We start from the raw sequence: 21692 nt of genomic DNA, 5'->3' as shown, positions 1-21692 counted from the left end.
TCGCGGTCGTGCCCACCAGGTCGAGTTCGACCACGTTCTCGATCGACAGGTTGCCTTCCGCCATGTTGCTCACCGTGCGCAGGCCCGTGGGGTTCAGCATCGTCAGCGCGTTGCTCAGCCCGTTGATGTTGCCCGTGCGGTCGCCCGTCTGCACGACATACCAGTTGTCGTCGAAGCGGAACGCCGCCACGCTGTTCTGGCCCATCACGCTCGCCACGTAGGTCGTCGCCAGCGCCACGTCGTTGGTCAGCGAACTCAGCATGTTCGAGATCGTGTTGGTCAGCACGCCGTTGGTGAACGCCTGCGAGGTGCCGCGGCCGCTCGCCTGCTGATGCACGCCGAGGCCGTCGAACGCCAGCTTGTCGCCTTCGCCGATGTTGAAGTCGGTGACGAGGTCGATCTGGCGCGCGCCGGACTGGTCGGCGGCATCGAACAGGAAGGTGTCGGCGCCCTTGCCGCCGGTCATGACGTCACGGCCGGCGCCACCCCGGATGACGTTGTCGAAGGCATTGCCGGTGAGCGTGTTGTCGCCCGCACCGCCGAAGAGGTTGCTGTCCTTCGCGGCGTCGAGGAGGGTGCCCTGCTCGATGTTGTCGGGCAGGACGACGGTGGCCTTCTCGCCGTCGTAGAACACGCGGTCGATGGCGTTCGTGCCGAGGTCGGCAACCAGCGAGTCGGCATCGTAGAGGTAGATGTCGTTGCCGCCGAACTGGTTCTTGACGATCTCGTAAGGCGACAGGACCTGATGCGCGGCCGAGACGTCCGACCAGGCAAGGGCGTTGCCGGCGGCGTCGGTGATGGCGACGTCCTGCGCAAGAGCGAGCGCGAGCGAACCGCGGCCGACGACGCCGGTGACGGTGACGGTCCAGGTGCTGCCCTCGCCCTCGACCTTGTCGATGGCGTAGCCGTCCTTGAGGCCGGTGGCGATGAGCGCGAAGTCGGCCGCGTCGACGTCCTTCACGGCCTCGTCGAAGGTGACCTCGAACACCACCGTGTCCGCACCCACGTCATCGGTGAGAGCGCGGATGCCGGCAATCGTCGGCGGCGTCGTGTCGGCGGGCGCCTGGCCCTCCAGCTTCTCGACGCGGATGTCGTCGAAGCTCACACCCGCGCTGTCCCAAGAGAACAGGCCGATGGTGCCCTTGGTCTGGGCGCGATCCTCGATGGCATAGGCGAAGAGCGCGTCGCCGTTGACATAGGCCTGGATTTTGTTGTCGAGCACTTCGACGCGCAGGGTGAAGGCCTCATTCGGCGTATACTTGGCCGGGAACTGATTGAGGTACTTCTCGACGCCGTCCTTCACCTGAATGAGCTGGAACAGGCTGCCGGCGCCATTCGAGGGCGAGCGGTCGTAGTCGCCGTTGGCATCAAGCTCGACCTTGTAGTAGTTGTTCGCGTCCTGATAGTAGACGAGCAGGCCGAGCGCACCGTTGTCCGGTGACTTGATGGTGGCCTGGACAGCGTAATCGCTCCATTCCTTCGCGTCCGCGTCGTTATAGAGCGCGTAGGTGCCCTTGCGCAGCACGTTGACGCCGTCGCCGTGGGGGCTCCAGCCCTTCTTCCACGGATCGCCGTTGCTCGCGCCGTTCCAGGTGAGCTGCCGGCTGGAGAGGTTGCTGAGCTGGACGAATGCGCCGTCGCGCAGCTCCCACTGCGAGGACTTGCCATCCAGGCCCACGCCGCCGAACTCGCCCTCGTCGACGATGGTCCACGCGGTCGTCGCGTTCTGCGTGGAGAAGTCCTCGGCGAGCAGCAGCCTGTCGCCACCGACGACATCGACCTTGACGGTGTCCGTCGACGAGTTGCCCGCGCGATCCTGCACCGTCAGCGTGAGCTTGTGCTGGCCGGTGGCAAGCTCCACGGCAGCCGTCTCGCCGCCGGCGACGATCTCACCCTTCTCGTTCGTCCACAGATAGCTGACGATGTCGCTGAGACCGTAGGCACCCTTGGCGGAGAGCGAGACCCATTCCTTGCCGTTGCCGTCAGCGTCAAAGGCGCGGGCGTCGTCACCGGCGTGGGCCGTGAGCGTGACCGCGTTGACGGTGACGTTGTCGAACTGCGAGCTGCGCTGGTTGTCGGAGAAGAAGCCGACGGTGCCACCGGTGAACGGGGCGCTGTCCTTCACGACGCCGAACAAGTCCCGATCGTCCAGGAACACGCGGATTTCATTGCCGGTGACGGCGACCTTGACCTGGAAATCCCGCGTCCACGGCGTGCCGCCGTGTTCGCTGGCCAGCACGGTCTCGACACCGTCCTTCACCTTGACGAGCGAGCGACTGTTCGTTTCCGCGTCGAACACGACACGGTAATGATTCTTGGCGTCCGTGTAGTAGAACACGACGCCGATGCCGTCGTTGTCCGTGGTCTGCAGGGTCGACTCGAAGACGTAGTTCTTCCAGCCCTTCGCGGCCGCGTCGTTCCAGACGATGATGTTGTCGGCGCTGTCGGACTGTTCGAAGAGGCGGCCTTCGGGCGCGGCCTGGCCGTCAGCCGCATCCGCACGGGAAGCCACGCTACCCTTGACGCGGAAGTTGCCGGCGTTCGAGCCGATGGTGGTGGCCGTCGCGATGCCGTTGCCGAAATCGTCGTTCCAGGCTGGTGTGCTGAAGTCGATCTGGATGGAGAAGTCGGAAGGCTTCGCGCTGACGATGCCGCCGGCCTTCGCGCCGCCCAGAGCGCCGATTTCGCCCGCCGTGAAGATCTTGTCCGTCATCAGGACGCTCGACACGTAGGCGTTGGCCGTCTCGCCGTTCTCGTCGGCAAAGAGCAGCAGGCCCTTGCTGAGATCGATGGCGTAGCGGCCGTGGTTGCCACCGGACTGCACCGTATCGCCGACATAGTTGCCGTCGATGTACTTCTTGATGCGCGTCTGGCTGCCCTCGTTCTCGATGGTAAAGGCAACGCGATGCCATTCGTTGAACGTGAAGCCGCCTTCGTAGTCGCCGTTGATGCCGATGCCGGAGCCGAATTTCAGGAACAGCTCCGCGTCGCTTCCGTTCGTGACGTCGGTCTGGAGGAAGGAGAACCACGAGCCGCCCGACGGAATGAGCAGGTCATAGACGAGGGAGTACGACGTTACCACCGTGCCTTCCGGCAGCGCCTGCGCGGGCTTCACCAGCACGCCCTGGCCCTGCGAGAGCTTGGGGATGAAGGAGACCGCCGCATCCGTTCCGGGAAGCTCCGGACCGGGTTCCCCCTGCCCGGCGGGCAGCTCGGGGATGGTGAACTCGGACGCCTTCTTGACCGAGGAGCCCTGCCCGAACGCCGTCGCGATGGCGTTCGTCGAGAAGTCGAGCTGGACCGACTTTCCTGCCGGCAGCGTATCGACGATGCCGCCAGCCGTCACGCCGCCCAGCGCCTCGATTTCCGCGTCCGTAAAGACCTTGTCGGTGAACAGGACGCTCGACGCATAGAGCGGCGACGTCTCGCCGTCGTTATCGGCGAAGAGATAGAAGCCGTTGTTGAGATCGAGCGTATAGCGCGCGTAGTTGCCGCCGGACTGCACCGTGTCCCCGACATAGACGCCGTCGATATACTTCTTGATCAGCGTGCTGCTGCCCTGATCGGTGAAAGTGAAGGCGACACGGTGCCACGTATCGTAGCTGAAGGTGCCTTCATAGTCCCCATTGGTGCCGATGCCACCGACCGTTCCGGACTTCCTGATGAACAGTTCCGCGTCGGCATTGCCGCCGGCGGAGGTCTGCAGCAGCGCGGTATAGCCGCCGGCCGTCGCCGCGGGCACGAGGATGTCGTAAACGAGCGAGTAGGACTTGACCGTGCCGCCGTTCTCGATCTTCAGCGGAATGCCGTTCGTCGTGCCGCTGACCTTCGGAATGTAGGTGACGGGCGCGTCCTCCGTATCCGCCGGGGGCTGCGGCTGCGTGTTCCCGCCCGGCAGGGCAGGGAGCTTGAAGGAAGAGGTGGTGCCGGTGGCGACCGCGATGGCAGGCCCCTCACGTCCCCAGCCGTTGGCGTTGCCGTCGTTGAAGTTGTCCACCAGCAGCGTGTCGTCGGTGCTGACGACGACGAGCACCTCATCCGCGGAAGCGCGGCCATCGCCATCGGTCACGGTCAGCGTCAGGCGGTGCTGGCCAGCGCCCAGCGACAGCGTCGGCGTCGCCTCGGTGGCGACGACATTGCCCTGCCGGTCCGTCCACACGTAGGTGAGGTGCTGGTCGTTGGAGGGGTTCAGCGTCCAGTCGCCGTCGAGCGTCACCTCGGCCTTGTCGGCGCCGTTCGCGGCGCTGACGAACTTGTCGTTGCCGGCCTTCGCGATGGCGACGGTGTTCGGCGTGCCGAGATCGATACCGGTGTAGGTTTCTTCCTGTCCGCGATAGGGGCCGGTCAGGCCGTTGCGGTCCAGTTCTTCCTTGGTGCGGTTGTCGGCGCTGTAGTCGTCGAGCAGGGAGAAGTAGGTCGACGTGTAGAACGCATCGTTCTCGGGGTCGATGGTGACGAGGCGGATGGCGCCGTTGCCACCCGCGCTGCCCGAGCCCCCGCCGGCGTTGCCGGTGATCTCGGAGGAAACGCCGTTCTGGTAGTTCACCATCATCTGGTAGACGGGATTGCCGAACTGGTCGTAGCTGACCAGCGTCTCGGCGCCGTCACCGAAGATATGACCGGAGAAGGTGAACGTGACGTTCGAATACTTCTGGACGAGTTCACGATACATCATCTCGCCGTCGGTCGCGCGTTCCGCCGAGTTACCCAGCCCGTAATCGTAGCCGGTGCCTTCGTCATAGAGCGGCGCGCCGGTGGCGTCGTGACGCCCGGCCCAGTTCATGTAGGAGTGGGTGGTGAGGATGACGCGGTGGTCGAGATGGCCTTCGATGACCTCGCCGGCCCAGCGCACCACGTCCTCGCGGGCACCGAACTCCAGGTTGAGGACGAGCCACTTCGTGCCGTCAGGCGCGGTGAAAGTGGAGTAGGAGTTGTTGGAGAGCGTCGGCTGCTGGTCGTAGACACCGCCGAAGTGCTCGCCGTTCGCCGCCTTGAGCTGATCGATGGAGAAGTAGTCGTTGATGCGGCTGCTGTAGTAGCTGCCCGAAACGCCGTCATGGTTGCCGAGCGTCAGGCCGTAGGGAATCTTGCCGTCAAGGATGCTGAGCGCCTGCTTGGCGTAGGTCCAGTGGTCCGTGCCGTTCTCGGTGGTGATGTCGCCGACGTGGGTGACGAACTGGATGTTCAGGCTTTCCTTGTTGTCGACCAGCCACTGCGTCATGCCCTTGAAGGTGCTGACGCGGCCGGCGTTCGTGTAGTCCTGCGTGTCGGGCAGCACGGCGATCGTGTAGGCGTTCTCGCCCGCGACGCGCACGCGCACGTTTTCGGTGATGGTGGCGCCGCCGGCGTCCTTGCCCGAGATCACCAGATCGGAATAACCCAGCTCCTGCGCGTCGAGCACCAGAAGCCCGTTCTCGACGCGCGCCGCGACAGCCTCGCCCTTTTCGTTGGTGACGGTGAAGCCGGTTGCGCCCGCGCCGAAATAAGTGGACAGATTGAGTTGCTTGACCTCGTTTTCGCGGATCAGCAGATCCGGTACCTTGTTGCTCGCCATTTCCTCACTCCATCGAGAGTACGTCAGAACGGCCGGGCGTCAGCGCCGGCTGGTCTATACCAGATTGCGCATACCTATCGAAATTGCGTGACACCGGCATGACCATTTGTCTTCGGTTCTGCGTCTTCTGTATTCGTTCGCATCCGGCCGCCGGGGGCCGGGCCGAGAGACACCTTGACCGGCATCGGGCACCTCGGGACTATGGGTGACAGACAAGCTTGAGCGGGGACGTCGATGGGCGCCGCGGGCCGGAAACGCGGTCCGACGGCCGGAAGGGGGTTACGTGGACGATAATTCCATGAGGGGCAGACTGCTGCGGTACATCGACACGATGAAGGCGTCGGGCGAGGTGCGCCTTCCGTCGGAGCGGCAGCTGGCGGACAGCCTGCATACGACCCGCATCACACTGCGGGAGGCGCTGACGCGGCTGGAGGCGGAGGGCATCATCTATCGCGAGACCCGGCGTGGCTGGTTCATCTCGCCGGAGCGAATCGTCTACAATCCGCTGAGCAGGAGTTATTTCGACGAGATGGCCCGCAGCCAGGGGCGCGGGCCGCGCACGGAACTCATCGAAGGCGCGCTGCAGCCGGCGCCCGCCTCCGTCGCCACGCTCATCGGCCTCGACGCGGGCGCGCCGCTCATCCTCATACGCAGGGTCAGGTTTCTCGACAGCCGCCCCGTCCTCTATGTCGAGCATTACCTGCGGAACGACATCTTCAACGGCATTCTCGACGAGGATCTTACGCAGTCGCTGACGGAAATATACATGTCCAGATACGATGTGCACCTCGGCGGGTCGCAGTCATACATCAGCTCCCGCACCCTGACAGGGGACATGGCGGAACGGCTTCACGCCTCCGAGGGAAGCCCTGCCCTGCACATCGCGCGCATCAATTACGATCAGTCCGGCCGCACCATCGACTGCGATCTGGAGTTCTGGCGCCATGACGCGCTGCTGGTACACGTGAAGCCGCCGAAATGAGGCGCCCGGAGCCGGTCCGGGCGGGTGGCCGCCTCAAAAGACCACCTGTCCCAGCGCGACTTCCGAGCGGGGGCTCAGCAGGATGACGTTGCCGGCCGCGTCCTGCGCGCCGAGAATCAACACCTGCGACTGGAAGCCGGCGATGTTGCGCGGCGGGAAATTGGCGATGCAGACAACCTGCGTCCCGACGAGTGCATCGCTGGCGTAGCTGGTTATCTGCGCGCTCGACCAGCGGATGCCGAGATCGCCGAGATCGACCGCAACCTTGTAGGAGGGGTTGCGGGCACGCGGAAACGGCTGCACCTCAACAATGCGCCCGACGCGAATATCAAGCCTGGCGAAATCGTCGTATGTCACCTCGGCCTTCTGTGCCGGCGTTCCAGCCGTTTCCGACATCCGTATTCTCCCGTTCTGATTCCCCGTAACGAATTATAAAACCCGCGAAAATCGCCTCACAAGGCCAAAAGCGGGCTTCACGACAAAGAGCCCGGAAGCGGGGGCTTCCGGGCTCTTGCAATCATGTCATCCGTCGCGCGTCGCTCGGCATGGGGCCGCTCGGCGTGGAGTCACTCGGCGTGGGTAGGCGCTGGCTGGCTTTGCCCGTCGTCGCCCGCGGACACCGGCCCCGGTTTGCTGCCGCCGAACAGGCGCATGACGCCGACGAAGAATACCGGCACGAAGAAAATGGCCAGCACCGTCGCGGAGATCATGCCGCCCATCACGCCGGTGCCGATCGCCTGCTGGCTGCCGGCGCTGGCGCCCGAGGCGATGGCCAGCGGCAGCACGCCGAGCGTGAACGCCACCGAGGTCATGATGATCGGGCGGAAGCGCAGATGCGCCGCCTCCAGTGTCGAGTCGACCAGCGACTTGCCCTCCGCGTAGAGGTCCTTGGCGAACTCCACGATCAGGATGGCGTTCTTCGCCGAGAGGCCGATGATGGCGATCAGGCCCACCTTGAAGTAAACGTCGTTGGGCATATCGCGCAGCAGCACCGCCGTCACCGAACCGATGACGCCGAGCGGCACCACCATCATCACCGCGAACGGGATCGACCAGCTCTCGTAGAGCGCCGCGAGGAACAGGAACACCACAAGGCAGCTCAGCGCCAGCAGGAATGGCACCTGCGAGCCGGACTGGATTTCCTGCAGCGACTGTCCCGTCCACTCGTAGCCGAAACCGTCCGGCAACTGTCCGGCGAGCCGCTGCATCTCGGCGATGGCATCGCCCGACGAGAAGCCCGGCGCCGCCTCGCCCGAGATGCGGATGGCGGGATAGCCGTTATAGCCGACCACCATCGCCGGCCCCTTCCTCCACTCTGCCGAAACGAAGGAAGACAGAGGCACCATGCCGCCGTTGACGTTGCGGACGTTGATGTTCATCAGGTCCGAAAGCTGCTTGCGCCTGTTCTGGTCCGCCTGCACCGTCACGCGCTGCATGCGGCCCACATTGGGGAAGTCATTGATGTAGGAGGAGCCGAGGCTGGTCGAAATGGCGTGGTTGATCTCCGCAAAGGTCACACCGAACGTGTTCGCCTTCTCGCGGTCGATGGTGACGCTGAGCTGTGCCGCGTCCGGCAGGCCTTCGACGCGCAGGCCGGTGACAACGGGGCTCTGTGCGGCAGCGGCCATAATCTGGTCGCGCGCGGCGGCGAGCGCTTCCTGTCCCAGGCCGCCGCGATCCTGCAGGCGGAACGAGAAGCCGCTGGTCGTGCCGAGGCCCTGGATGGGCGGCGGGGAAAGAGCGAACGCGACCGCATCGCGCAGGCCGAACATCTGCATGTTCGCCCGCATCGCGATCTCCGCCGCCGAATTGCCCGGCCCGCGCTCCGACCAGTCCTTCAGCGTCGCGAAGGCGAGCGCGGCATTCTGACCGGCGCCGTCGAAGCTGAAGCCGTTGATCATAACGAGATTCTCGACAGCCTCCTCCTTGGCGAAGATGCTCTCGACGGTCTGGATAACCTCGCGCATGCGGTTGCTTGTCGCCTCCGGCGGCCCCTGCATGCTGACGATGATGTAGCCCTGGTCCTCGTTGGGAAGAAACGCTGACGGCAGCTTGAGAAACAGATAGCCGAGGCCGGCGATCAGGATCATGTAGACGATCATGACCCGCAGGACACGGCGCACCAGGAAGCCGACGATCCCCGAATAGCCATGGGTGATGCGGTCGAAGGTGCGGTTGAACCAGCCGAAGAAGCCCCGCTTCTCGTCATGGTGTCCCTTCGGCACCTGCTTCAGGAAGCTCGCGCACAGCGCCGGCGTCAGCGACAGCGCCAGCAGCGCCGAGAACAGGATCGACACCACCATCGTCAGGCTGAACTGGCGGTAGATGACGCCGACCGCGCCGGGGAAGAAGGCCATCGGCACGAACACCGCCGTCAGCACCAGCGTGATGCCGATGATGGCGCCGGTGATCTGCCGCATGGCCTTGCGAGTCGCCTCGCGCGGCGGCAGCCCTTCCTCGGACATGATGCGCTCGACGTTCTCCACCACGACGATGGCGTCGTCGACAAGGATGCCGATCGCGAGCACCATGGCGAACATGGTCAGCACGTTGATGGAGAAGCCCGTGACCAGCATGACCGCGCAGGTGCCGAGCAGCGCGATCGGCACGACGATGATCGGAATGACGGTGTAGCGGAAATTCTGCAGGAACAGGAACATCACCACGAATACGAGCGCCACCGCTTCAAGCAGCGTGTGGAACACCTTCTCGATGGAGACAGCGACGAAGGGCGCCGTATCGTAGGGAATGTCCCACTTGAGATTGGCGGGAAAGAACTGCGCCAGCTCCGTCATGCGCGCGTGGATCGCCTCGGACGTGGCGAGCGCGTTCGCGGTCGACGTGAGCTGCACGCCGATGGCGGCGCTCGGCTTGCCGTTCAGGCGCGAGGTCACGTTGTAGTCCTCGCCGCCCACCTCGACGCGCGCCACGTCGCGCAGGCGCACGGAGGAACCATCCGGATTGGCGCGCAGCACGATGGCGCCGAACTCGTCCGGCGAGGTGAGCTGCCCGCTCACCAGCACTGTAGCGGAGATCGTCTGGTCGATGGGATTGGGCTGCGCGCCGATGCGGCCCGCCGCCACCTGCGCGTTCTGCGCCTGGATGGCGGTGGTGATGTCGCCCGTCGTGAGCTTGAGCCCGATCATCTTCTCGGGATCGATCCAGATGCGCATTGCCCGCTCGGCGGCGAAGAGCTGCGCCTTGCCGACGCCCGGCACGCGGCGGATCTCGCTCAGCACATTGCGGGTGAGGAAGTCGCCCAATCCGATGGCGTCCGTCGTGCCGTCGGTGGAGGTCAGCGTGATCACCAGCAGGAAGCCGGCGCCCGCCTCTTCCACGTTGATGCCCTGCTGCGAGACGGCCTGCGGCAGTCGCGGCTCCACGCGGCGCACCCTGTTCTGCACCTCGGTAGAGGCGAAGTTCACGTCCGTGCCCGGCGCGAACGTCGCGGTGATCTCGACGCTGCCGTTACTGTCCGAGGTCGACTCGAAATAGAGAAGCCCCCGGACACCGTTCAGCTCTTCCTCGATCAGCCGCGTGACGCTCTGGTAGATCTCGTTCGGGGAAGCGCCCGGATACGCCGTCGTCACCGAGATTTGCGGCGGCGCGACGTTGGGATACTGGGCCACCGGCAGCAGCGGGATGCTGATGGCGCCGGCGAGGATGAGGAAGATCGCCACGACCCAGGCGAAGACCGGGCGATCGATAAAGAAACTCGGCATGGGGACGCTCCTTACTCGCCGCTCTTCGCGGCCGCAGGGGCGCCCGCCGCCGCTGCGGTTGCACCGCCCGGCTTCCAGTCCTGCGGCGCGACCGGTGCGCCGGGACGGATTTTCTGGAAGCCCTCGACGACGACCTTTTCTCCCGGCTTCAGGCCTTCCGAGATCACCCAGCGCTCGCCGACGATGCGCCCGGCGCGGACGGGGCGCACCTCGACGACGTTGTTCGCGCCGACCACGTAGACCAGCGCCTGGCCGCCCGTGTCGCGTTGCAGAGCCTGCTGCGGCACGGCGATGGCATCCTGCTCCACGCCCTGCTCGATCTGGATGCGCACGTACATGCCCGGCAGCAGTTCGCCGTCCGGATTGGGGAACTGGCCGCGCATCGTCACCTGGCCCGTGGTGGCGTCGACGGTCGCCTCCGAGAACAGCAGCCGGCCAATGTGCCGGTAGGGCGTGCCGTCGTCGTAGAGCAGCCGCACGGGCGCCTCGGTTTCGTTCGCGCCGACGATTCTGCCCGCCTGCGCGGCCCGGCGCAGATCCAGCAGCTCGTTCACGGACTGCGTGAAATCCGCATAGATCGGGTCGAGCTGCTGAATGGTGGCCAGCACATCACCCACACCCGTGCCGACGAGCGCCCCTTCCGTGATCAGCGCGCGGCCGATGCGGCCGCTGATCGGCGCCGTCACGTTCGCGTACTGCAGATTGAGTTCGGCCGTGGAAAGCGCGGCCTTGGCGGCGGCAACATCCGCGTTCGACTGCGCCAGCGCCGCGACGCTGTTGTCCAGCGTCTGCTGGCTCGCGACGTTGCGCGCCTGCAGTTCCTTGGCACGGTCCGCCTGCTGGCGGGCCTGCAACTGGGACGCCTCGGCGCGTGCCATCGTCGCCTTCGCGCTCTCCACCTGCAGGCGGAAGGGCTGCGGATCGATGCGGTAGAGCACATCCCCTTCCTTCACGTTGCTGCCTTGCGTGAACACGCGCTCGATGACGATGCCGGAGACGCGCGGGCGCACCTCGGCGATGCGGGTCGGCGTGATCCGGCCCGGCAGTTCGTTGGTAATCGGAATGGCCTCGGCCTGCACCGTCACCACGCTGACCTGCGAGGGCGGCATCGCCGGCCGGCCACCGGCCGACTGCCCGTTGCTTTCGTCAGAGCAGGCGGCAACCCCCAGGGTCGCCAGCAGGGACATCCCGACAAAAAGGGCACGTAGAGAGGATGAAATCTGCATTCACTATTCCTGCCGTTAATCCTGAATGTCGCAAAGCCGAAAAACGATCGAGCCGGCGGCCTGACGCGCCGTAGTGCCACAAAACGCGGGACGCGACTAGCCGTCATCCTTGTCGCCGGGGACACCTTTTGGCGATGATTCGGGTGAATGGTGCAGCGCAGCACCTCCCGGCACCTGCGTTGACAGCCAGCCGATGTCGGCCAGCAACCGGTCCCACTCCTCGCCCTGCCACGGCTGGAAGCCGAACAGTTCGAGCTGCGCCAGCCCCTCGGTCGCCAGAAAGGCGAGCAGCGCGCCGCGCGGGCTCGCCGACGTCTCGCACAGGCTCGCGACGATGGAGGCGTAAAGCGCCTGCACGGGCTTGCGCAGCGTGATATCCTGCGCCATCGCGGCACACAGGCCGGTCGCCACGGCGCGGTCCTCCTCCGACAGGTTCCGCACTGCCTCGATCCGGGCGCGGATGCACGAGTCGGACGACGCGGAGCCCAGCCGCTCCCGCAGGTCCTCGATCTTGCGGCAATGGTTGTCGACGCCGCGGGTGATCAGCGCGCCGACAAGCTGCTGCTTCGTCTTGAAATCGTAGAGCACGCTGGCCTTGCTGATGCCCGCCTGCCGCGCCACCGCCTCAAGCGTCAACCGGCCCGCTCCGTCGCGCAAGACAACGGCCCGCGCGGCGTCGAGCACCTGGTCGCGCGTGATTGTCCTGTGCCGGGCCATTCATGTCCACATTAATTTCCAACCGGTTGGTTATTATTGCAGCGCAAGCATGAGTCAAGCGCGCTACCGGCCAGGAGCGTGCGCGCGGACACATGCCGGGGCGCCGTGAAACCGTTGCGGCGCGACGCGCGGCAGCGCCTCACCGGCGCGCGGAGGCATGTGGGGACCGGCTGGACGCGGCCTCCGCGCCCTCCGACAATTCCTCGATGATCGGGCAATGCGGGCGGCCGTCGCCACAGCAATTGTCGGCCAGATGACGCAGGGTATCGGCCATCTGCTTCAGTTGCCGCATGCGCGCCTCCAGTTCGGCGATGTGGGCGAGCGCCACCTGCTTGACGTCCGCGCTGGCGCGCGAGCGATCCCGCCACAGGGCGAGCAGCGTCTCGATCTGCGGCACGGAGAAGCCGAGGTCGCGCGCGCGACGGACGAAGCGCAACGTGTGGACGTCCGCCTCCTCATACACGCGATAGCCCGCCTGCGTGCGCACGGCGCTGCCGATCAGGCCGATGGACTCGTAGTAGCGGATCATCTTGGCCGATACGCCGGACGCCCGCGCCGCCTCGCCGATGTTCATGCCGCCATCTCCATCGGCCCACGGAAGCGGCGCAGACGCAGCGCGTTGGTGAGCACGAACACGCTGGACAGCGCCATCGCCCCTGCCGCCAGCATCGGCGACAACAGCGTGCCGTTGACCGGATAGAGCACGCCCGCCGCCACTGGAATAAGCGCGGCATTGTAGGCAAAGGCCCAGAACAGGTTCTGGCCGATGTTGCGCATCGTCGCCCGTGATAGCGCGATGGCGTTGACCACGCCGCGCAGATCGCCCGACATCAGCACAACGTCCGCGCTTTCGATGGCGACGTCCGTGCCCGTCCCCACGGCGATGCCGACGTCCGCCGCCGCCAGCGCCGGCGCATCATTGATGCCGTCGCCCACGAAGGCGAGCCGTGCACCCTGCGCGGACAGGCGGCGGACGACATCGACCTTGCCCTCCGGCAACACCTCCGCCTCCACGGTGTCGATGCCGAGGCGCCTGGCGATGGCCTCGGCTGTACGGCGGTTGTCGCCGGTGACCATGGCGACCTTCAGCCCCATGTCGTGCAACGCCCGGATGGCGGGCAGCGTCGTCGGCCTGAGCGGATCGGCGACCGCGACGACGGCGGCGAGACGCCCGTCGACGGCGGCGTAGAGCGGCGTCTTGCCCTCCCCGCCGAGCCGGACCGCCTCGTCGGCGAAGGGAGTGGGATCGATGCCGAGTTTCTGCATGAAACGGTCCGCGCCGACATCCACCCGCGCGCCGCGCGCCGTGCCGGTGACGCCATAGCCCGGGACGGCCTCGAAAGTGTCCAGCGTCACCGCCGCCAGCCCGCGCGCCGCCGCCGCCGCGACGATCGCCTGCGCGATGGGATGTTCGGAGCGGGCCTCGACAGCGGCGACGAGCGCCAGTACCGTGTCTTCGGCGAAACCATCCCGCACCGCGAAATCGGTCAGTTCCGGCTGGCCGGCCGTGAGCGTGCCGGTCTTGTCGACGGCGATCACCGACGCCTCGCGCAGCCGCTGCAGGGCCTCCCCCTTGCGGAACAGCACGCCGAGTTCCGCCGCCCTTCCCGTGCCGACCATGATGGAGGTCGGCGTTGCGAGCCCCATGGCGCAGGGGCAGGCGATAATCAGCACGGCCACCGCGTTGACCAGCGCGAACGTGAGCGATGGCGCGGGGCCGAAGATGAGCCACACCGCGAAGGTGAGCGCCGCCGCCACAAACACGGCCGGCACGAACCAGGCGGTGATCCGGTCCACCAGCGCCTGCACCGGCAGCTTGGCGCCCTGCGCCGTCTCCACAAGGCGGATGATCTGGGCGAGGACGGTCTCCGCCCCCACCCGCGTCGCGCGGAAAGAGAAGCTGCCGGTGCGGTTGACAGTGCCCCCCACCACGGCGGCGCCGACGCCCTTCTCGACCGGCACCGGCTCACCGGTAATCATCGATTCATCGACAAAGGACGCCCCCTCGACCACCTCGCCGTCGACCGCGACCCGCTCGCCGGGCCGCACCACAACGACATCGCCGGGCATGACGTCGCCGATGGCGACCTCCACGGCAGCCCCGCCGCGCAACACGTGCGCCGTCTTCGGCTGCAGGCCGACGAGCCGGCGGATAGCCTCGCTGGTGCGGCCCCTGGCGCGCGCCTCCAGATAGCGGCCGATCAGGATCAGCGTAACGATCACTGCCGCTGCTTCATAATAGACATGAACGGTGCCTGTCGGCAGCAGGCCGGGCAGGAAAGTCGCGACAACCGAAAATGCCCACGCCGAAGCCGTGCCCACGGCAACGAGCGCGTTCATATCGGGCGCGCCCCGCAGCAGCGCCGGGACGCCCTTGACGAAAAAGCGCCGGCCTGGGCCGAACAGCACCAGCGTCGTCAGGACGAACTGGCTGTACCAGTTCCACGGCCCGAGCATGCCTGCGATCCAGTGGTGGAAAGCCGGAACGAGATGGCCGCCCATCTCCGCCACGAACACCGGCAGGGTGAGCGCGGCGGCGAGAGCCACATCGCGCCCGAGCGCCGCGATCTCGGCGGCGCGCGCCGCACGTTCGCGGTCGGTGCTGTCCTCGGCGGCGTGGATATGGGCCTCATAGCCGGCGCGGCGGATCGCCGCCTCGATGGCGCCGGGCGCGACGGCACCCACGGCAACGGTAACGCTGGCGCGTTCGGTGGCAAGATTCACGGAAGCCGCGATCACGCCCGGCACGTCCCTGATAGCGCTCTCAACGCGCAGCACGCACGACGCGCAACTCATGCCGGCGATGGAGAACTCCAGCGTCTCGCGCCGCACGTCATAGCCCGCCGCCTGCACCGCGCCGATGATGGCCGGCACGTCGGGCGCGCCGGAAAACGCGACGGTGGCCCGCTCCGTCGCCAAGCTGGCACTCGCACCGGCAACGCCCGGCGCCGACCTGATCGCATTCTCCACCCGCGACACGCACGACGCGCAGCTCATCCCTTCGATCGCCAGTTGCAGCGGTTCGCGACGCGCGGGCACGGAGCGGGCATCGGAGCCGGCGGGGCGGGATACGGACTGGGACATGATAACGCACCTCGAACGACGGAAACATCGTTCGCTTCAATAGACCTTCCCATGATGGCAAGGTCAAGCGCGGCTCCTGCTCGAATCCATGTTGACCTTGCCATCATGGGAAGGTGGATGCTGTCTATGGCGATTCGAATGAAGGAGATTGAGGATGCCGACGTTGAAAGTGCCGAAAATGAACTGCGAGGGCTGCGCCGCGACGATCGAAAAAGCGGTGAAGAGCATCGACCCGCAGGCGAAAGTGACGGCCGACCTCGCGGCCAAGACGGTCGCCATCGAGACGACAGTCGACCCGCAGGCAGTGTCGCGGGCCGTCAAGGCCGCCGGATACGACAACGCGCCGGCCGTGTAACAACGCGCGAGAGAGAACGCATACCCCGCCGGTGCGGCAGCCTGAAACCAGATGGCTTGAACAAACGGATCGGAGCGGCGAGCAGGAAACGAAGTTTCGCGGCTGCGCCATCCGTTTGATTGTACAAAACCCTTTCCCGAAAGCGGCATTCACTTATCGGTTCAACGTCCCCGGGAACAGCGTGCGTCACCGGACGCCAGATAGCCGATAACCGCGCGTCCTTCAGACAGCCTTGTCCGGAGCCATGCGGGATGCGGATGAGAGACTGATACCCGACTGCGCCTGCGGCGGAAACTGGGCAGCGTCATTGACCCTCACGCTGCGGCCGAAAGCGCGCCCCACTTGCCCGGATGCCGTGCCCCGCGTTTCAGTAGCAGCGGGAGAAGAAACAGAAATAAGCGTCCGTGTTATGCCCATATCAATGCTCGACATCTGGCAATATCTCCACTTTTCCAATACCGGATAATAACGCCCTTGACTGGCAAAGAACTCTAATGACAACTTTTTAATTATTAAAACATCATAAAACCAACTCACATGAAATACCCACCTCTTACTTCCGCGTTTGCCTTGCGTACAGAAAGCAAAAAACAAAACATGCAGCAAAAACGACGGATTGCACCATATTTACCCATCAGCGAAATCCGAAAAAACAATTACATGAGCGGAAAATACAGCCACCGTTGAAATCCGCGATGGCACATCTTCCGCTACAAAAAGATAAAATCTCCATATATTTCTTATCTATAGCAGAAGACCATTGTAGTCAAACGATCTATTCAGATGCGCATGGCACCCTCGGATTTCGAAAAGTCGCTCACCGGCGACCCCGATGTTCCCTCGCCGCGCAACAGAACATCGAACGGCGACCTTTTCAACCATTCGATCCGGTCGACGGCAGCCTTCAGCGCTTCCTGAAACCGCTCCTGCGTCAGGCCCGACAGAGGGACGCGATCCGACCAGATGACCTGCCCGTGCACCTCGTCAAAGGTCAGCGCGCCCTCGCCGCCGAACGCGGAGGAATGCGCGCTCACCGCGAGACGCCGAAAGAACCCGTCGTCAACAGACGGCGGCACTTGCCCGACGGGACCGTAGAGCATGAACGCATCGCGCGCGCCGTCATAGAAGATATTGAGCGCATGGTCGTCGAACAGCAGCCCGACAAAGCCACGCTCCCCGAATGTCAGATCCGGCAACCCGACATAGGCACCAAAACCCGAAAGAAGCGCTTCTGCATCCAGAGAAACCGCCACCCGCACCTCACTCATCGCACCGCCCCTGACCTTACGATCGACCTGCCCCTTCAGACAACGGTAGAGAGAAAACGGCTTATCTGAAATAGACCCCTAAAAACTAGTAAATCAAAACAAAAAACAAGCAAACAGTAACAGAATTAAGTTCAATTCAATAATTTCCTGAAACTTAACCTCTCTTTCCAGAAAGTCATAATCCGCTCATAAACTCCTTGATTTATGGCGTATTTTATTTTTTATCATAACGGAAGCATAAGTCAACAATTCTGGCTGATGCGTCCCGCCGGATCGTCTTGCGCCATGCTGACGGAAGGCCGCGACAAGGGCTGCGACACCACCACACCTTTGCCGCGCCGCCGTTCGCGTATATCGTTAGCCATGCAAGTGGCAGGGGCGCATTCAAAGGGAAGCGTTGTATGGAGGATGTGGCAGAGCGCAGGGCGCAGATCGTGGCGGAAATCATGGCCGCGACGGGAATCGACGACGCGATGATCGCGCGTCTTGTCGATGCGTTTTATGCGCGCGTGCGGGAAGATGCCGTCCTGGGCCCGGTCTTCAACACCCATGTGGCTGACTGGGACATCCATTTGGCACAGATGCGCCTGTTCTGGTCGTCGGTCGCGCTGATGAGCGGGCGCTATCACGGCCGGCCGATGCCGAAGCACATGAACCTGCCCGTTGACGCCCGCCATTTCGACCACTGGCTGCGGTTGTTCGAGAGCGTGGCGCGCGAGGTATGCCCGCCGGCCGCCGCCGAACATTTTCTCGAACGCGCACGGCGCATCGCCGAAAATCTCGAATACGGCGTCGCCGTGAGCAATGGAGCGGAACTCGTGCGCGGCGAGCGCTTCATCAATCCGCACCTGCCGTCGCCGGACGCTGACGGACACACGGCACAGCAATTGCCCTGCTGATCCCGGAAGGCTGAATCGGACACTCCACGCCGGCACAGAGACCGCGGGCCTAGATGCCTCGGCACATCAGGCCTTCTTGACGAATTCCGTCTTCAGCACGAGCCCTTTCACCTGCTTGGTGTTGGCCTCGATCTCGCCAGGACTGCCGGTAAGGTGGATGTTCTTCACCAGCGTGCCGCGCTTCAGCGTCTCCGAGGTTCCCTTGACCTTGAGATCCTTGATCAGAGTCACGGAATCGCCGTCCGAAAGCTGCGTGCCGTTGCTGTCCTTGACGATGACGTCGTCGCTCATGGTGTGCTTCCTTCCTGCGAACCGCTTTCGAGGCCGATCTCGGCCGGATCGATATCATAATGACGCGAGCAGAACTCGCAGGTGACGCCGATGCGCCCGTCGTCCCCTACCATGGCGCGCCTGTCGTCCTCGTCGAAGCGCGTCAGCGTCGCCAGAATGCGGCTCCGGTCGCAGCGGCACGCTTCCCGCACACCCTGCGCCTCGAACACCCGCACGCCGCGTTCGTGGAACAGTCGGTACAACAGCCGCTCGCTCGACACCGTGGAGTCGATCAGTTCGTGATCCTCCACCGTATCGACCAGCAGGTGCGCCTCCCGCCAGCGGTCGTCGACCTCGTCGCCCTCATCGCCGGCGGACTGCGCGGCGGCACCCTCGCCTCCCTGTGGCAGGAATTGCACCATCAGGCCGCCGGCGCGATACGCCGTATGGCGCGCCTCGCCCGCTCCCGAAATCTCCTCGCCGACCGCCAGCCGCACGCGCGTGGGGATCTGCTCGGACTGACGGAAGTAGGTGTGGGCCGCATCCTCGAAGCCGCCACCCTCGATCGCCACGATGCCTTGATAGCGCGACATCTCGGCGCCCTGGTCGATGGTCAGCGCCAGATGGCCGTGGCCCAGCAGCGCGCCGGTGCCGGTCTCGCCCGCTGCCTCCGCCGCCGCAACCTTGTCCGCATCGAAAGTCGCGCAGGCGCGCAGCCGGTCTGGCGTGTCGAAATCGACCACGACCATGCTGACCGGCCCGTCCGAGCGCGTCTGGAGCTGGAACCGCCCCTGGAACTTCAGCGCCGAGCCGAGCAGCACGGTCAACGCCGCCGCTTCGCCCAGCACGCGCGACACCACCGGCGGATAGCCATGCCGCGACAGGATGAGATCGATGGACGGGCCAAGCCGGACCGTCCGCCCACGCACGTCGAGCCCCTCCGCGGCGAAGGGCAGCACGCTGTCATCGGCCCCCTCGCGCGCACCGGCGGGCACGCCGCCCTGCGCGCCCGTCTGCTTGCTCGCCGCGCTCATCGCCGCCCGTCTCCGGAAGGCACCGCCTCCCCGTCCGCGAGGTCGACACCCAGACACCAGGCCAGCACGCCCTTCTGCGCATGCAGACGGTTCTCCGCCTCGTCGAACACCACCGACTGCGGCCCATCCATCACGGCATCCGTCACTTCCTCGCCGCGATGGGCGGGCAGGCAGTGCATGAAGACAGCGTCCTTGTTGGCGGCGGCCATCAGCTTCTCGTTGACCTGATAGGGCCGCAGCAGGTTATGGCGATAGCGCTCATCGTCGTCGCCCATCGATACCCAGCAATCCGTGATGACGGCATCCGCCCCCTTCACCGCCTCGAACGGATCGTCCGTGATGACCACCTTGCCCCCCTGGGCCCGCGCCCATTTGACGAGGTCCGCGCGCGGTGCGAGATCGGGCGGCGTCGCCACCGCGATCCGGAAATCGAGCTTCACAGCCGCGTGAATCCAGGACGTCAGCACATTGTTGGCGTCGCCCGTCCAGGCGACCGTGCGACCGCCGATCGGCCCGCGATGCTCCTCGAAGGTCATCAGGTCGGCCATGATCTGGCAGGGGTGCGACAGCTTGGTAAGGCCGTTGATCACCGGCACGGTCGCGTATTCCGCGAGTTCCAGCATGGCCGCGTGGTCGAGAATGCGGATCATGATCGCGTCGACGAAGCGCGACAGCACGCGCGCCGTATCCGGAATGGACTCGCCGCGCCCGAGCTGCATTTCCGCGCCCGTCAACATGATGGGCTCGCCGCCGAGTTCGCGGATGCCGACATCGAAGGAGACGCGCGTGCGGGTGGAGGGCTTGTCGAAGATCATCGCCAGCACCTTGCCGTCGAGCGGTCGGCTCGCCTGCCGGCTACCCCGGACGCGCCGCGCCTTGATCGCCGCGCCGAGGTCGAGCACTGCCCGCACCTCGTCACCCGAGAAATCGCTCAGATCGAGAAAGTGCCTCACCTTCCGGTTTTTCGTCGCTCCGTTACCCTTGGTCATCCTGCATGTCTTTCGTCTGCGTTTTCTGCGTCTGCGTGCGTCACGAACGTCTCCGCCACGGCGCCGAGGCCGGCCACTGCCTCGGCAATTTCGGCCTCGCTGATGATCAGCGGCGGCAGCAGGCGCACCACGTTGTCGCCGGCCGCGATCACCACCAGCCGGTGCGCCAGTGCCTTCCTGACGAAGTCCGTGTTCAGCACCTTCAGCTTGAGGCCGAGCATCAGCCCCTCGCCCCGTACGTCGGCGATCACATCCGGATAGCGGTCCTTCAGCTCCGCGAGGCGCTGGCGGAACAACCCGGCCTTTTCCTGCACGCTTTCCAGAAAGCCCGGCGCGAGGATCACGTCGAGTACCGCGTTACCCACCGCCGTGGCGAGGGGGTTGCCGCCGAAGGTCGTGCCGTGGGTGCCAAGCGTCATGCCCTTGGAAGCCTCGCGCGTCGCCAGGCTCGCCCCCAGCGGGAAACCGCCGCCGATGCCCTTGGCGATGGCCATGATGTCGGGCGCGATCCCGGACCATTCATGGGCGAACAGCTTGCCCGTGCGCCCGACGCCGCATTGCACCTCGTCGAAGATCAGCAGCAGGCCGTTGTCGTCGGCGATCTGGCGCAGGCGGCGCAAATCGGCCGGCGGAACCGGGCGGATGCCGCCCTCGCCCTGCACGGGCTCGATCAGGATGCCGCCGGTCTGCGGGCCGATCGCCGCCGCGAGCGCCTGCCAGTCGCCGAAGGGCACCTGGTCGAAGCCGTCGACCTTCGGCCCGAAACCTTCAAGATACTTCTGCTGGCCGCCGGCGGCGATAGTCGCCAGCGTGCGGCCGTGGAACGCGCCTTCGAAGGTGATGATGCGGTAGCGCTCCGGATGGCCGTCGGCCGAGTGATACTTGCGCGCCGTCTTGATGGCGCATTCGAGCGCCTCCGCCCCCGAGTTGGTGAAGAACACGGTATCGGCGAAGCTCGCGTCGACGAGCCGCCCGGCAAGGCGCTCCGCCTGCGGGTTCTGGAACAGGTTCGAGATGTGCCACAGCTTGCCGCCCTGCTCGGCGAGCGCCGCCAGCAGCGCGGGATGGCTGTAGCCAAGCGCGTTGACGCCGATGCCCGAGCCGAGGTCGAGATATCGCTGCCCGTCGCGCGCCACAAGCCAGACACCTTCACCTTTCTCGAAGATTACATCAGCCCGCGCATAGGTCGGCAGAAGTGGCGACGTCACAGCAGATACTCCAGGGGCAGGCAGGCGATCACGGCCTGCGCACGAAAGACAGCGGCAGCGCCGGCCGCGACCTGCGCCCGGCCATGTGCAGCATCCGCCGTCACACGAAATCCCGGGACCGGGTTCCATGCAAACAGGGCATGGCTCCGCCACGGGAAACGGAAAAAGCCGCCCCACGGGGCGGCAACCTGTTTAACTTATTGTCAGTGCGAAAGACATTCAAGCACAAACTGAAGCCGATTGGCGCTCGTGTTGCCGGCTGCCGGAGCCGGCCCGGAGGCAGCAGGACATGAAGCCGCAGCCGCCGGCGTGAAGAATTTTGTCACACGGCCTTGAAATTGCCGGCATTCACAGCATTTTTCATGGCATCAAGAGTTCGTTTAC

16 protein-coding genes are annotated in these 21692 nt (G+C 65.3%); 3 read left to right on the top strand and 13 right to left on the bottom strand.

Annotated features, from left to right (window positions below):
• The coding region (locus ACFFJ7_RS10855) for a 3-keto-alpha-glucoside-1,2-lyase-like domain-containing protein (protein WP_377592261.1) at window positions 1-5554 on the bottom strand (5554 nt) is incomplete at its 3' end.
• A gap of 298 nt (window positions 5555-5852) precedes the next feature.
• On the opposite strand from ACFFJ7_RS10855, the gene ACFFJ7_RS10850 reads away from it, so the two are divergent.
• Window positions 5853-6536, top strand: coding sequence for a UTRA domain-containing protein (locus ACFFJ7_RS10850; protein WP_208394178.1), 684 nt, complete (start codon window positions 5853-5855; stop codon window positions 6534-6536).
• Between the two features lie 33 nt (window positions 6537-6569).
• Here ACFFJ7_RS10850 and ACFFJ7_RS10845 read toward each other — a convergent pair whose 3' ends face one another.
• The 6 genes from ACFFJ7_RS10845 to ACFFJ7_RS10820 all read right to left on the bottom strand — a co-directional run bounded on the left by ACFFJ7_RS10845 (window position 6570) and on the right by ACFFJ7_RS10820 (window position 15285).
• The gene (locus ACFFJ7_RS10845) at window positions 6570-6932 is read right to left on the bottom strand and encodes a tRNA-binding protein (protein WP_377592258.1); all 363 of its coding nucleotides are present in this window, start codon (window positions 6930-6932) and stop codon (window positions 6570-6572) included.
• A 170-nt stretch (window positions 6933-7102) separates the two neighbouring features.
• A complete protein-coding gene (locus ACFFJ7_RS10840) occupies window positions 7103-10258 on the bottom strand; it encodes a multidrug efflux RND transporter permease subunit (protein ID WP_166951734.1) in 3156 nt (1051 codons plus the stop codon).
• 11 nt (window positions 10259-10269) lie between these two features.
• A complete protein-coding gene (locus ACFFJ7_RS10835) occupies window positions 10270-11484 on the bottom strand; it encodes an efflux RND transporter periplasmic adaptor subunit (RefSeq protein ID WP_166951737.1) in 1215 nt (404 codons plus the stop codon).
• A 96-nt stretch (window positions 11485-11580) separates the two neighbouring features.
• A complete protein-coding gene (locus ACFFJ7_RS10830) occupies window positions 11581-12201 on the bottom strand; it encodes a TetR/AcrR family transcriptional regulator (RefSeq protein WP_166951739.1) in 621 nt (206 codons plus the stop codon).
• Window positions 12202-12340: 139 nt separating this feature from the next.
• A complete protein-coding gene (gene cueR / locus ACFFJ7_RS10825) occupies window positions 12341-12775 on the bottom strand; it encodes a Cu(I)-responsive transcriptional regulator (RefSeq protein WP_166951742.1) in 435 nt (144 codons plus the stop codon).
• Window positions 12772-15285 carry a heavy metal translocating P-type ATPase gene (locus ACFFJ7_RS10820; RefSeq protein ID WP_377592254.1) on the bottom strand — a complete coding sequence of 838 codons (2514 nt, stop codon included), beginning with the start codon at window positions 15283-15285 and terminating at the stop codon, window positions 12772-12774. Before ACFFJ7_RS10820 ends, cueR begins: the two co-directional genes overlap by 4 nt.
• A gap of 154 nt (window positions 15286-15439) precedes the next feature.
• Here ACFFJ7_RS10820 and ACFFJ7_RS10815 point away from each other — a divergent pair, with 154 nt between their 5' ends.
• A complete protein-coding gene (locus ACFFJ7_RS10815) occupies window positions 15440-15640 on the top strand; it encodes a heavy-metal-associated domain-containing protein (protein WP_166951748.1) in 201 nt (66 codons plus the stop codon).
• 222 nt (window positions 15641-15862) lie between these two features.
• Here the strand turns inward: ACFFJ7_RS10815 and ACFFJ7_RS10810 are convergent, their stop codons facing one another.
• Both ACFFJ7_RS10810 and ACFFJ7_RS10805 read right to left on the bottom strand, forming a co-directional pair.
• Complete coding sequence (locus ACFFJ7_RS10810) at window positions 15863-16177, bottom strand: hypothetical protein (protein ID WP_377592251.1); 315 nt, start codon at window positions 16175-16177, stop codon at window positions 15863-15865.
• A 242-nt stretch (window positions 16178-16419) separates the two neighbouring features.
• Window positions 16420-16908 carry a type III secretion system chaperone gene (locus ACFFJ7_RS10805; RefSeq protein WP_377592249.1) on the bottom strand — a complete coding sequence of 163 codons (489 nt, stop codon included), beginning with the start codon at window positions 16906-16908 and terminating at the stop codon, window positions 16420-16422.
• Window positions 16909-17309: 401 nt separating this feature from the next.
• On the opposite strand from ACFFJ7_RS10805, the gene ACFFJ7_RS10800 reads away from it, so the two are divergent.
• Window positions 17310-17807, top strand: coding sequence for a group III truncated hemoglobin (locus ACFFJ7_RS10800; protein ID WP_166951757.1), 498 nt, complete (start codon window positions 17310-17312; stop codon window positions 17805-17807).
• A gap of 66 nt (window positions 17808-17873) precedes the next feature.
• Here ACFFJ7_RS10800 and ACFFJ7_RS10795 read toward each other — a convergent pair whose 3' ends face one another.
• The 4 genes from ACFFJ7_RS10795 to ACFFJ7_RS10780 are packed head-to-tail and all read right to left on the bottom strand — an operon-like array spanning window position 17874 to window position 21308.
• Window positions 17874-18098, bottom strand: a complete 225-nt coding sequence (locus ACFFJ7_RS10795) for an alkylphosphonate utilization protein (protein WP_166951760.1) — start codon at window positions 18096-18098, stop codon at window positions 17874-17876.
• Window positions 18095-19111, bottom strand: coding sequence for an Hsp33 family molecular chaperone (locus tag ACFFJ7_RS10790; protein WP_377592245.1), 1017 nt, complete (start codon window positions 19109-19111; stop codon window positions 18095-18097). Before ACFFJ7_RS10790 ends, ACFFJ7_RS10795 begins: the two co-directional genes overlap by 4 nt.
• Window positions 19108-20100, bottom strand: coding sequence for an ornithine carbamoyltransferase (gene argF / locus ACFFJ7_RS10785; RefSeq protein ID WP_377592244.1), 993 nt, complete (start codon window positions 20098-20100; stop codon window positions 19108-19110). The genes ACFFJ7_RS10790 and argF overlap by 4 nt, the downstream gene beginning before the upstream one ends.
• Window positions 20097-21308 (bottom strand): aspartate aminotransferase family protein, encoded by a 1212-nt coding sequence (locus tag ACFFJ7_RS10780; RefSeq protein WP_377592243.1) that lies wholly within the window; start codon window positions 21306-21308, stop codon window positions 20097-20099. The genes argF and ACFFJ7_RS10780 overlap by 4 nt, the downstream gene beginning before the upstream one ends.
• Between the last annotated feature and the right edge of the window lie 384 nt (window positions 21309-21692).

This window comes from Pseudochelatococcus lubricantis (assembly GCF_042432495.1).
GTDB classification, from domain to species: Bacteria; Pseudomonadota; Alphaproteobacteria; order Rhizobiales; family Beijerinckiaceae; genus Pseudochelatococcus; species Pseudochelatococcus lubricantis.
This window is presented reverse-complemented; position numbering and strand designations above follow the sequence as displayed.